Below are 11,727 nucleotides of genomic sequence, written 5' to 3'. Positions count from 1 at the left end.
CAAACAGTAATGAGACAGCGTTTTTTTTGACTTTTTGTGCTGTTTTTTTTTAACCAATTCCCACTCATTCAGCGAGAAAATTCCTGGTCACCATGGATAATTCTTAAATATGAATCGACATAAAATTCTGCACTTCAGATTTTTCTTATTTATTAGAGTGGGTTAGTATAAATCCAGACAATTTTCTACCTTAAGAATTTACACATTTTTCATCTATATAACTATCCAGAAATTAAAGTTGTCACATTTATTAACTAGCCATAATATAGCCACATCATTGAACGATAGGGTAAAACAATATAGGGAAATAAATCGACATATGCTTCCGCAGAAATATGAGAAGGTATACTGCATAAGCTGTCAGTATCAGTGCGAAATCTATCCACGACCTACGATAAAATCGATTAACTGCACTGAAACACACTATTGCATATGGCCTGATAAAAATATTTATTTAAAAAATGGTGTGCACTTTTTTCTAATTAACAAGCACTACAACTTCTCTAATTCTGGATATATTTTTGTTGATTTTTCTCGCTACAACATCAGATTATTCACCAATGATAAATGGATTGAATATCTGCTCAAAACAGGATTGCGGGTAGTGTTGATTGCCGATAGATTAGCGCAGCCGCTGGCGCTGTACTGGAAACACCGCTGTCAGCAGATAGTTTCGATTATCAATACCAGCGATACCCGAAATGAAATTGAAAAGAAAATACAGCTTTCGTTTCTCGGCCAAAAAGATGGTCGAGGCTACCGTCAAAAACTCAGCGATCAAGAGGTATTGGTACTCGACCTTTTACTCGCAGAGAACTCGGTTAAAGAGATAGCAAAAGAATTGCAGATGGCAGAAAAGAGAATCTACGCAATCAAGCTCAGCTTGCAGAATAAGATGGGAGGCAGAGGGAAGTTAAACATTATTCTATCTGGATAAACTAATTATCAGTATTTACAGCAATAACTCCATAAATGGAACTAACTTAATTATTCTCAGGAAATTTAAAATGAAAAAAATCGTATTAGCGGGTGTTGTGGCTGCGGCTCTTATCTCTTCCAACGCAATGGCTGACGTGACCACTTCCGCCACTGCAAGCTGGGATGCAAGCGCAACGAAAGACACCACCAGCGCGCTGGTTGTCACTCCGCTGAAATCCCTGAACTTCCAGTACGCGGAAGGGATTAAAGCGTTTAACGCCCAGAAAGGCGCTTTTGACATCACCATCCAGGGCCAGTCTGGCGCGACTGACTTCACGCTGACCTCTCAGATCGTCAGCAACACCCTGAGCCGTACCACTGACGCCTCCACTCTGGCCGTCGGTGTGAGCTGGAACGGCAACGCGCTGAACAAAACCACTCCGGTAACGATGATTGATACCGCCAACAATATCTCCGCAGGTCTGGATGCGCTGGCTGTCGCGACCGCTTTCGCAGGCGCCGATCGCGTCAGCACTCAGGGTAACTTCGATTTCACTGTCGACTCCGCGACTTCTGACGGCAGCACCGCCGCTGAGTTCAAAGATTTAACCGACGGTTACTGGAGCGGCGACGTTCGCGTTCAGTTCAACGCGGTCTGGACTATCTAATCAGGTGTAGCCAACACCTGTCCGGTATGACAAGGAGGCTTCGGCCTCCTTATAAGGATGCGCCATGAAACTGAATCCATTATTCATCTCTCTCTTTTTATTCACCGTGACGCCCTCCTCCCATGCGATTAATGTCGGAGACGTCACCTCAATAATGGGGCCGGATGCCTCGACGCTGGCAAAAGAAATCATTAATACCACCGATACGGCGCGTTACGTTAGCGTCAGCGTGGAGCGAATATCATCGCCGATGGCCGACGGCAAGGTTATCCCGATGGCGAGCAGATCGGAATTATTATCAACGCCAGCCAGCCTGATATTACCCGGAAATGCTAAAGAGAACTTTCGTTTTTTTTACAAAGGACCGCAGGACAGCCAGGAACGTTATTATCGCATATCCTGGACCGATGAGCCGGTGACCGAGTTTGAAGCCAGTAAGAAGAAAAAACAGGGCGAGGCAACGACCTCTGCCATTATTGGGACCATTCTGGTGGTTGCGCCGCGTGAAGAAAGATTTGACTATCGTCGCGATAATGACACGGTAACCAATACCGGTAACGCTTCATTCCGCGTTATCTCCTACGGCCCCTGTCGTGATAAAGCGAAGGATGAGGGGCAAGGCTGCCGTGAACGCTATTATGTCATGCCTGGAGTCAGCGTAAAAATAAAGCATACCGATCTCACCAACAAAAAAACGCGAATTGGAATATGGCACGGTGAGCAATATATAAATGTAAACTGAGTAACATTATGGATAATCTTGGTTATGTCAAAGGGACGTTGTTCGCTGGGTTATTGATTACGGTAAACCAGGGTTGGGCAGCTAATGCCACAGCGCCAGTTAAAGTCAGTAACTATGTTATTCCTTCGGTATTTGCTAACGCGTTATATCAGGGCATGTCGGTCCCTGTTTTTATTCGTTATGAAGGCGATAATAGTAACCAACGCAGCCAGCAAAAAATCGCTGATGCCATCCTTACCATCAAGGATAATGAGTTTCGCCTGAACCAGATCGCACTCAGCGATCTGCCGGAGAGAACCGAATTATCACCTCAGATAAAATCATTACTCAACGAGATGCAGGACAAAAGCATCGGCGATGGTCAGCGCGTTTATATCAATAAAGACGCCTCACTTTCACTCGATACGCGTTCCTTTTATCTTGAGCTGACGGTTAACCGGGCAGCCATGCAGGCCGCTATTTTACCGCGTACCAATATGCTTGGGGAATCCACCGCCCAGAATCTCTCGAGCGTACTGAATTACTCAATGGGAAGCTATTACAACAAATATGAGAATACCGATAACGCCAGCAGCTATTTGACGCTGGACAACACCTGGTCGCTGCGGGAGCACCATCTGAACTTCAACGGTTCCCTGTACGGGATTGGTACCGGCAACCAGCAGGGTAAACTGTATCGCTCGATGTACGAACGTGACTATCAGGGACGCCGTTTCGCAATGGGGATGGTGGATACCTGGAATCTGCAATCGATCGCCAGCATGAGCGCCCTGAACTCCAGCCGCATATACGGTATCAGCTATGGCAATAAAAGCAGTTCCCAAACGCAGGACAATACGCTAGCTCTGGTGCCCGTCACGGTGTTCCTGCCGGCCGCCGGCGAAGTGCACGTTTATCGTGACGGAAAACTGCTCAGCATTCAAAACTTCTCGATGGGCAGCTACGAGCTCGATACGTCACGCCTGCCGTTTGGCATCTACAACGTTGATATACAGGTGGTCGTTAACGGGCGCGTGGTCAGCAGCCGGACGGCAAATATCAATAAAACGTTCGCCCGGAAATCAAGCGTCACCGGCGATCTCTCGTGGCAAACTTTCGCGGGCAGCCTCGAATACAATAAGATGGACTATCGCCATAAATACAACATCAACTATGGCACACGGAATACGTGGATAGCCGGGGTCGCCGCTGCAACCAGCCAACCCTGGCTTTCCGGCGTGAATCTGAAAACCACGCTCTACGGTTTTGACAGTAACGGCGTTAATGAAACGGAAGCGAACGTGATTTTCAACAACGCGTTCAGCTTTAACCAGCAGGGGCTGCTCGCTACCGACGGCAGCTGGCAAAGTACCTCCACCTTCAATATGAGTCTACCAGACGGATATGGCAACCTGTGGGGGTCGCGCCAGTACAGTTCCATCGGTAACGCGCTACCGATGCAGCAAAACGACTACGTGACCGTCGGCGCCAACGCTAACCTGCGAAAAATCGCGCCCTTCCTCGGTACGCTAAGCGTCAGCCGCACCAATAACAAATATACCGGGAGCACCTATACCAACGTCGATTACGATCAATCCCTGTTAGCTAATCGCTACGCAACCGTTACGCTACGCGCCGGTATTCAGAACTATCAGTACAACAACCATGAAAATCTGCGCGATAAATACGTCAATATTGACGTCTCTATCCCCTTCTCCACCTGGCTCAGCACCGGCGTGTCCAGCCAGAACGGAAACATGCTGGCGAACGCCACGCTGCGCAAAAGCTTTGATAACAGCGCCATTACCCAGGTGGGGGCATCGGTTTCAAAACAGATTAAACAGAATAAAAATGACGATAGTCGCTATCGTTCCGACGATTACGCCGCTAATGGTTACGTCAGCTATGACACAAAATATAACGCTGGCACCGTCTCCGTTAGCCGCTCATCGCAGCACAGCTCAAACTACAGCCTGAGCTCGCAGGGCAGCGTGGCCTGGACGGAAAAAAATGTTTATGTCGGCAAAGGCACGCAAACCGCAGGCCTGGTGGTGAATACCCATTTCAGCGGCAAGGGCAGGATGATGGCGCAGATCAACGGCCAGAACTACCCGCTGACCGGCAAAAGCAACTTCATCAGTCTTCCGCCTTACGCGGAATATAAGGTGGAGCTGATGAACGACAAAAACTCAGAAGACAGCGTCGATATCGTGACCGGTCGCCGCAGCAAAGTCGTGCTCTATCCCGGCAACGTCAGCGTGCTTAACCCGGAAGTCAAACAGCTGGTCACCGTCTTTGGCCGGGTGAAAGATCGTCGCGGCGGTTACTACGCCAATGCCGATATTCATAACCACATTGGTAAAACCCGAACCGACGAACTCGGCGAGTTCGCCATGGACGTCGATAAGCGCTATCCGGTGATTACCCTGGTGGATAAATTCGGCGGCATTTGCGAAGTGGATCTGGATCTGACAGAGGCGAAAGGCGCCGTATGGGTCGGTGAGATCCCTTGTGAGATCCAACAACAAACGGCATCAGTGACTGGAGATGTTAAGAATGTCTATTAAACCCCAGGCCATCATGCTGCTGGCCGGCTGGCTGCTGGCCGCGCCGGTTATGGCACTTACCGCGACCAACGATGGCAGCGGCAGCAACACCTATATGTTTATCGACAACGATGTCGATGATGAATATTTCATCACCACCAGTTCCCTCTCTCCGCGCTTCACCGGGGCCAATATCTGGACAAAATATAAAACGAACCAGCGTAGCCTGGGGTATTTGGGCAACTCAGGCTGGAGCTATACAGGCCGCTATTATGATCTGTGGATCGAAAATTCGCCCATTAACCAGCCGTTTCTCGGTCTTCGCTGCATGTCTACGGGTGCGAACTGCCCAGCCTCAGGCTATATCACTCCCGATGTCCTCGATAAAGATGGCTACTATCATGTGATGTCAGGTAACAGCGTCGCAAACGGCAGCTATGGCGCCGGAACGCTAAGTCCGGCGGCCTACGAGTATTTTCGCAACCAGCCCGTAGGTACCATTGATACTTTGCAGCTTAATCTTTGCTACATGGACTCCAAAGCCGATTATGACTTTGCTTCCGGCGTTCGCTGTAAAGATCTCCCCAGCGGAGGCAAGTGGGTTTACTACACGATGAACCTCGAAAAAGTCTCGCATCTGACCTTGAACAGTACCGGGTCGATGGCGGAAGTGTGGATTGCCAGCGATGGTACGCCAAGCGTCAACCTGGGTTCTGAATTGTGCCAGATGGGCGTGGTCGGGAGCGCTTCGGGGATCATTTGTAAAATGGTGTCTTACACCTTTCAGGAGACCAAAACCCTCACTACCTCACTTGATTTCCGGATGGTTATCGACACGGCGATGCTGGGATTTTCTCCTTCTTCGTCTGACGTAAAGTACAGCGGTGATGGGGCAAGCTGGACCAATTTTGGTACGGTCAGTACCTATAACAAGGTTTTCAAACCATCAGGCGAGTACGTCTACGTGTTTCTGTCCAACGCCTTTTTCAAAAAAGTCCTCAAAGCAGGCGCGGATTTAACCAACAAAGATGAGTTGTTCACCTTCTATTTTGATAACTCCGTCACCCCGCAGTCGGGTTATTATCAGTTTACGCCATCAACATTAATTAACATCATCCCGCGGGAATACGGCATCAGCATTATTGCCAGCGATGGGAGTTCTCATCCCAAAGCATCCGGCAAGATCGGTAGCGAAGAGCCCATTACCTTTGAGTATAAAGTCACTACCTCCGCGTCGCGTCAGGCCGACAGCATCACCGCCCAGGTGACCGGCGACGCCATCAACATATATGGTCTGCCGTACTGCCTGTTTACCTCAGCGGACGAGACGCTAAAAGTGCCGATCCCGGCCTACCTCGAATGGACGTCCGCTGCCGGTAAAGCGGTTAAAGTCCGCAACAGCTGCGGTGAAAATCCCGTCGATATGACCAATGCCGCCTGGGTTCAGACGGCCTGGAACGCCAACGTCAACGATGGTTTCTTTTTTACCACCACGCTGAAACTGCTGTTTCCAATGGATGACCCGCATTCACAGTTCACCACTGATGGTCATGACTGGATGGGTACCGTCAGCGCCTCCGGGGATGTAAAAGTGACCGCCACGTGGGTCGGCGTGGACCGGGGGGTATGATGCAAAAAATCCTTGTCATCGGATTATGCGGGCTATGTATTCAGCCCGCTTCCGCGGTGTACTTTGATTCCATCATTTATGATATGGATGCCAGTAAAGATTTTATCTCCCGGCCAATCGTCAATGATACCAAAAGCAATAATTTATATACTATATCGGCTTACAAAATCTCCCGGCCGGGCAACGGCGATGAAAGACCGGTACCCGGTCAGAACAAAGACCTCGTCTGGTCGCCGCTGCAGTTCACCGTCCAGGCCAAAGGCCAGGAATATTTTAAACTCTATTATCGCGGGCCCAAAGATGACGTTGAACGCTATTATCGGGTAATCTTTAAGGAGACGCCCGTTATGGTTCTCCCCTGGCGTCTGGATGAGAAAAAAATGGATGTTGTCCCTTCGGTATCGATGAGCACGATTCTCATCGTTCGCCCCCGCAAGACGCGATTCCAGTATGAAATTAATGAAGCCGCAGGCACTATTAAAAATACCGGCAATACCTATTTTAGAGTCATTCTGCAGAAAGGCTGCAATGGTGACGATGAAAGTTCAACGCAATTTTATATGCTGCCAGGGGAGAGCTGGACAGGACCCGAGGCGAAGATTAGCAACAGGAAATACATTGTCGCATTAGGCCGCTATCATCAGTTAGGCAAGGGCTGTTTTATGAATTCGCCGGGCTAACAGCCGCTAATCCAGAGCGGGGATATTATGCCTGAAGCGCAGCTCGCGCAGGCGGTTGAGCCCGCCAAACTTTTTGCATAAAGAGTATTGAAAGCGGTAGACGCTGCGGGTATCGCACGCCATGATGCGGGCGATATCCTGACTGGAGTGCCCGTCTGCCAGCAGGCGCAGCGTCTTCATTTCATGCTCCGTCAACGACGGTGTGCGCCGGCAGCGAAGATTCCGCCCCAGCATAATGCGTTTTATTTTCTTGATTAAGCTGCTTAAGCTATCGTTGACTTCCACCACCGACCATAATAATCCGGAACGCAACATCCAAAAATTAGCCATGGGCAGCATGTTTTTATCTGCTACCAGAATGATTTTCAGACCCGTATCACGCAATTTTCTGGTCCAGCATTCATTCAAAAAATACAATATGTTTTCCAATGAAAAATCCACCACCACTATACCTTCAGGTACAAAGCAGGTGAGTTCACGAAATACTAAATCATTCACCGCACGCTTAAAAAAATAGTTTTTATCTGGCCACACAGAAAATTTCCTCTCTCCACAAAGAGAACGTTCTATTTTATTTTTTGCTTCAATACGGCAGTTTAAACCACAGGCTATGCATTTAATCTCACAATTACACCCTATCATGACAATTACCTCACAAGTCATTAAAAAATTCCGTAAAGATACATAAGAAATATCAAACACAGTATAAACAATAAACCCAAAACGTATTTTATTTACTATAAAATAATTAAATAAAGATTAATTTATAGTAGCGTCGTGCAGGCCAATAAATATCGACAAAAACAATCAAAAACCAAAAAAAAGCAAACAACAAAAATTTAACTACATGCTATCGTTTTATATTAAAGCGCAATATTCATTCATTATACGTAATAAATAAATATCATATTTATTATTTTTATGCTTGTGTGTAAAGATAAATTTGATATGCAAACCAGCGGCTTAATCAGTCTGGGTCTGGTGTCGGAGCGGTTTAGATATGAAGAGAATATAAGGTTTGTTGGCTTATCTGGTGTGTAAGAGTTCAGCCGGTGCGCGAAATGCGCGCCGGCTTTTGGCTTATCTGGCTACCTTCACCCAGCGCTGCTGCTGATGGCTTTTCACTATCGCCGCAATGATGTACATCACGTCCGCCCCCTCGTAGAACGAGGCGAAACGCCGCGACGATGCCGGCGGCATCTCACCGGCGCGCACCGCCTGATAAAAGCTCAGCATCATATTTTTAAACGCATCGGGCCAGCCTTCATTATGCCCGCCGGGGAAATGGGCGCTGGCGGCGGCCTCGCCGAGCATCAGGCTCGGATCGTCGCTGAGCAGTTGGTTTGGCCGCTGGCGATGACCAATCCACAGCCGCTGCGGCACCTCCTGATCCCAGGCCAGCGAACAGCGGCTGCCGCCGATCTCCACCGTCAGGCCGTTTTTTCTCCCGGCGCTGACCTGCGAAACGATAAAGCTCCCCTTGCTGCCATCGTCGAAGCGAAACAGGACCGACCCCAAATCTTCGGTATCGACGGGCCGCGCTTCATACGCGGTACCATCGCGATGCTGGCTGAACGTCGCGTCGCCGGCCACGGGCGCCTGGCGCGTCGGCCAGACGATAGACAGATCCGCCATCACCTCCACAATGCGTCGGCCGGTCATAAACTGCACCGTATCGCACCAGTGGGAACCAATGTCGGCCATCGCCCGCGAGGCCCCGCCCTGCGCCGAATCCACGCGCCAGTTATAGTCACTCTCCAGCAGCATCCAGTCCTGCAAATAGCTGCCGTGCGCCGCAAACAGCCTCCCGACGTCGCCGTTGCGCATCATCGCCGCCGCCTGCTGCACCATGGCAAACTGGCGATACACAAAGCTGACCCCATGAACCACCCCGGCGCTTTCCGCCAGCGCCACCAGCTCGCGGGCCTCCTCGGTGGTCATGCAGAGCGGTTTTTCTGAAAAAACGTGCAGACCGGCGGAGAGGATCTGTCGGTTAATCCGCGCATGCAGGTGGTTCGGCGTACAGTTATGCACCACCTGCAATCCGGGATGCGCCAGCAGCGCCTCGACGCTACCGTAGGCGTGCGCCACGTTGAGCTGGCGCGCCTTCTGCTGCGCCACTTCCAGCGAACCGTCGCACAATGCCACCACCTCGATGTCGCCTACCCGACGCAGCGCTTCCAGATGCGCCGGCCCGATAAACCCGGAGCCAATAATGCCGACCTGAATCATTCTCCTCCCTCCTTGCCTGCGGCAAAATCATCAAACGCCCGCCCGGAGACCGGGATGATATGGCGGCGGATAAACTCGCTGCCTTCGCGCGCACCAACCTCCGCATCCTTCAGGCAGCACTCCCACTCCAGCACCGCCCAGCCGTCAAAATCATATTCTGTGAGCTTGCTGAAAATCGTTTTGAAATCGATCTGCCCGTCGCCCAGCGAACGAAAACGCCCCGCTCGCTGCTGCCAGTTCTGATAGCCGCCGTAGACCCCACTGCGCCCGCTGCGGCGGAATTCGGCATCTTTGACGTGAAACGCTTTGATCCGCGAATGATAGATATCGATGTAACCCAGGTAGTCCATCTGCTGAAGATGTAGATGGCTGGGGTCATAGAGCATATTGCAGCGCGGATGGTTATCGACCCGCTGCAGGAAACGCTCAAATGTCACGCCATCATGCAGGTCTTCGCCGGGATGGATTTCGTAGCAGACATCCACGCCCTGCTCGTCAAAAACGTCCAGCAGCGGTCGCCAGCGCCGGGCCAGTTCATCGAAGGCCTCATCGAGAAGCGGCTGATTATGCGGCGGCCACGGATAAAAATAAGGCCACGCCAGCGCGCCGGAAAAGGTGGCGTGCGCCTTGAGCCCCAGACGCGCCGAAGCCACCGCCGCCTGGCGCACTTTCTCGACCGCCCACTGCTGGCGCGCCTGCGGGTTATCGCGCAGCGCGGCGGGCGCAAACGCGTCAAAGGCCTTATCATAAGCCGGATGGACGGCCACCAGCTGTCCCTCAAGATGAGTGGACAGCTCGCTGATCGCCAGGCCCTGTTCCGCCAGTATGCCGCTCACCTCATCGCAGTAGCTCTGACTTGCGGCGGCGCGTTCAACGTCGAAAATCGCCGGATGGTTGCAGGGGATCTGCAATGCCTGATAGCCCAAACCTGCGGCCCACTGCGCCACGCCCTCCAGGGTATTAAACGGCGCCTGCGGGCCGATAAACTGCGCCAGAAAAATGCCCGGTCCTTTAATGGTTTTCATACCACCTCCTGAAAAATTAACGCTGCTCTTTCTCGTTGTACTGGAAAGAGAAAAGGAAAATCAGCGCGATAACCGCAGCGGCCACCGCCGGGATCCACCAGAAGGTCACCCATGCCTGCGGCACGCTCTGGCCGGCGACCAGATGGTTATACAGCGCGCCGGAGATCTGCGATCCCAGCAGCATACCGATGCCATAGGTGAACATAACAATCATGCTCTGCGCCTGGCCTTTGACCTTCTCACCGGCCACGCGATCGGTATAAATAAAGCCGACTACAAAGAAAAAGTCGTAGCAGACGCCGTGCAGCAGGATGCCCAGATAGAGCAGGAACCGCCCCTCTTCGCTGACGCCAAGGGCAAAGAAGGCGTAGCGTACGAACCACGCCGCCATGCCGATCAGCAGCATGTATTTAACCCCCAGGCGGCGGAACAGCAGCGGGATCACCAGCATAAAGAAGATTTCTGACATCTGACCGAAAGACATTGCGGTGCTGACGTCCGCCACCCCGGCATCCGCCAGATAAGAGGCGGTGTAGGCGTAGTAGGTCCCGAGCGGAATCGAAATCAGCGTCGCGCAGAGGGAGAAAATGAGGAAGTGGCGCGTTTTTAGCAGCGCGAAAGCGTCGGCGCACAGCAGGTCGCGAAACTGTACCGGCGTCCCCTTCGCCGGAGCCGGCGTATGCGGCAGCGTCAGACTATAAACGGCCAGCGCCACCGAGCAGAGCGCCGCCAGGGTAAAAATACCGGTGGTATCGGAGATACCGGTGACGCCGATAAAGATACCGGCGATGATCCAGCCGATAGTGCCGAAGACGCGCACCACCGGGAAGGTTTTATCGACGTTCGCCAGGCTGTGGAAAGCGATATTGTTGGTCAGCGCCAACGTCGGCATATAGCACAGAGTATAGCCGAACAGCAGGCCGATCAGCAGCGCGCCGTTTTGCGCCACCAGCGCCTGCGGGACAAACCACAGAATAACCGCTCCGGCCAGATGCATCACCGCCATCACCTTCTGCGAAGCGAAAAAGCGATCGACCAGCATCCCCAGCACAAACGGTGAGAGAATAGAGGCAATCGGCCCGGCGGAGAAGGCATCGCCAATCAGCAGCGACATCTCATAGCGGGTCATCACCAACCCCAGCGTCACCGACCAGCTTCCCCAGATAAAAAACTGCATAAACATCATTAACGACAGCCGCGGCACCAGAAAACGATGGGCTACGCGGGATGTTTCACGACCTTCGGTTGTTGTGACCATTTCGACCGCCCTCAAAAAGTAATCGATTACAAATACGCCCAAATAAAAA

Annotated in this window: 10 protein-coding genes; 6 read left to right on the top strand and 4 right to left on the bottom strand. The window is 51.5% G+C overall.

Annotated elements, in window-relative coordinates; all coding sequences use genetic code 11:
* The first annotated feature begins 319 nt into the window (after nt 1-319).
* From IAE27_RS02050 to IAE27_RS02025, 6 genes are all read left to right on the top strand, one after another.
* Nucleotides 320-937 carry a LuxR C-terminal-related transcriptional regulator gene (locus tag IAE27_RS02050; protein WP_070557255.1) on the top strand — a complete coding sequence of 206 codons (618 nt, stop codon included), beginning with the start codon at nt 320-322 and terminating at the stop codon, nt 935-937.
* Nucleotides 938-1,007: 70 nt separating this feature from the next.
* Nucleotides 1,008-1,586, top strand: a complete 579-nt coding sequence (gene ecpA / locus IAE27_RS02045) for a common pilus major fimbrillin subunit EcpA (protein WP_014228280.1) — start codon at nt 1,008-1,010, stop codon at nt 1,584-1,586.
* Between the two features lie 64 nt (nt 1,587-1,650).
* On the top strand, nt 1,651-2,328 hold the full coding sequence (locus tag IAE27_RS02040) for a hypothetical protein (protein ID WP_070557254.1): 678 nt from the start codon (nt 1,651-1,653) through the stop codon (nt 2,326-2,328).
* An 8-nt stretch (nt 2,329-2,336) separates the two neighbouring features.
* A complete protein-coding gene (locus tag IAE27_RS02035; protein WP_108704108.1) occupies nt 2,337-4,874 on the top strand; it encodes a TcfC E-set like domain-containing protein in 2,538 nt (845 codons plus the stop codon).
* Complete coding sequence (locus tag IAE27_RS02030) at nt 4,864-6,483, top strand: fimbrial protein (protein ID WP_115239851.1); 1,620 nt, start codon at nt 4,864-4,866, stop codon at nt 6,481-6,483. Before IAE27_RS02035 ends, IAE27_RS02030 begins: the two co-directional genes overlap by 11 nt.
* Nucleotides 6,480-7,163, top strand: coding sequence for a fimbria/pilus periplasmic chaperone (locus IAE27_RS02025; RefSeq protein ID WP_070557251.1), 684 nt, complete (start codon nt 6,480-6,482; stop codon nt 7,161-7,163). The genes IAE27_RS02030 and IAE27_RS02025 overlap by 4 nt, the downstream gene beginning before the upstream one ends.
* 6 nt (nt 7,164-7,169) lie before the next feature.
* On the opposite strand, the gene IAE27_RS02020 is transcribed toward IAE27_RS02025, so the two are convergent.
* From IAE27_RS02020 to IAE27_RS02005, 4 genes are all read right to left on the bottom strand, one after another.
* Entirely contained in the window at nt 7,170-7,865 is a 696-nt protein-coding gene (locus IAE27_RS02020) for a helix-turn-helix transcriptional regulator (RefSeq protein WP_168217106.1), read from the bottom strand.
* A 378-nt stretch (nt 7,866-8,243) separates the two neighbouring features.
* Entirely contained in the window at nt 8,244-9,395 is a 1,152-nt protein-coding gene (locus IAE27_RS02015) for a Gfo/Idh/MocA family protein (protein ID WP_070557249.1), read from the bottom strand.
* The gene (locus IAE27_RS02010) at nt 9,392-10,420 is read right to left on the bottom strand and encodes a sugar phosphate isomerase/epimerase family protein (RefSeq protein WP_023329401.1); all 1,029 of its coding nucleotides are present in this window, start codon (nt 10,418-10,420) and stop codon (nt 9,392-9,394) included. Before IAE27_RS02010 ends, IAE27_RS02015 begins: the two co-directional genes overlap by 4 nt.
* Before the next feature lie 16 nt (nt 10,421-10,436).
* Nucleotides 10,437-11,678: an MFS transporter gene (locus tag IAE27_RS02005; RefSeq protein WP_200091648.1), complete on the bottom strand. Its 1,242-nt coding sequence runs from the start codon at nt 11,676-11,678 to the stop codon at nt 10,437-10,439.
* Nucleotides 11,679-11,727: the final 49 nt, after the last annotated feature.

The sequence above is a fragment of the Klebsiella sp. S69 genome (assembly GCF_016516145.1).
Lineage (GTDB): Bacteria > Pseudomonadota > Gammaproteobacteria > Enterobacterales > Enterobacteriaceae > Klebsiella > Klebsiella oxytoca.
Note: the sequence above shows the minus strand (reverse complement) of the source record. Positions and strands in the feature narration are given on the sequence as shown.

Coding starts and splice junctions, on each gene's coding strand:
- IAE27_RS02050 (WP_070557255.1), top strand. CDS start 320: ATGCTTCCGCAGAAATATGAGAAGGTATACTGCATAAGCTGTCAGTAT.
- IAE27_RS02015 (WP_070557249.1), bottom strand. CDS start 9,395: ATGATTCAGGTCGGCATTATTGGCTCCGGGTTTATCGGGCCGGCGCAT.
- IAE27_RS02010 (WP_023329401.1), bottom strand. CDS start 10,420: ATGAAAACCATTAAAGGACCGGGCATTTTTCTGGCGCAGTTTATCGGC.
- ecpA (WP_014228280.1), top strand. CDS start 1,008: ATGAAAAAAATCGTATTAGCGGGTGTTGTGGCTGCGGCTCTTATCTCT.
- IAE27_RS02025 (WP_070557251.1), top strand. CDS start 6,480: ATGATGCAAAAAATCCTTGTCATCGGATTATGCGGGCTATGTATTCAG.
- IAE27_RS02040 (WP_070557254.1), top strand. CDS start 1,651: ATGAAACTGAATCCATTATTCATCTCTCTCTTTTTATTCACCGTGACG.
- IAE27_RS02030 (WP_115239851.1), top strand. CDS start 4,864: ATGTCTATTAAACCCCAGGCCATCATGCTGCTGGCCGGCTGGCTGCTG.
- IAE27_RS02005 (WP_200091648.1), bottom strand. CDS start 11,678: ATGGTCACAACAACCGAAGGTCGTGAAACATCCCGCGTAGCCCATCGT.
- IAE27_RS02035 (WP_108704108.1), top strand. CDS start 2,337: ATGGATAATCTTGGTTATGTCAAAGGGACGTTGTTCGCTGGGTTATTG.